The 454-nt window shown below is 68.5% G+C and carries 1 pseudogene; it reads left to right on the top strand.

The window, feature by feature from the left end:
- Nucleotides 1–350 (top strand): annotated as a pseudogene (locus tag I6F37_RS39600) (hypothetical protein); the annotation flags it as partial.
- Between the last annotated feature and the right edge of the window lie 104 nt (nt 351–454).

The raw sequence follows: 454 nt of genomic DNA, 5'->3' as shown, positions 1-454 counted from the left end.
ACTGGGAGATGGTGACGCTCGGGAACCCGGTCCAGGACGTCGCCTGGTGGATCTTCCTCGACCGGCACTGGACCGAGGGCATCAGCATCGACCGACTGGAGGGGTTCCCCGATTACGACGAGACGATCCGGCGCTGGGAGGAGTCGACCGGGCTCAGCGGCGACGCGGTCGACTACTACGGCGTGTTCGCGGGGTTCCGATTCGCGGTGGTCATGATGCGGATCGCGCAGATGATGGTCGAGTTCGAGGTGCTCCCGGCCGACACCGACCTCGAGACGAACAACATCGTGACCCAGTTGCTCGCGCGACGGCTCGGTCTCCCGTCGCCCGGCGCCGCGATCTCCCTGTGAACCGCACCGGGACCGCGACCGACCCGTTCGACGTCGTCGTCATCGGCGGCGGACACAACGGGCTCGTCGCCGCGGGACTGCTCGCGAAGCGGGGAGCCCGGGTC

The organism is Bradyrhizobium sp. NBAIM08, assembly GCF_020193935.1.
GTDB classification, from domain to species: Bacteria; Pseudomonadota; Alphaproteobacteria; order Rhizobiales; family Xanthobacteraceae; genus Bradyrhizobium; species Bradyrhizobium yuanmingense.
Note: the sequence above shows the minus strand (reverse complement) of the source record. Positions and strands in the feature narration are given on the sequence as shown.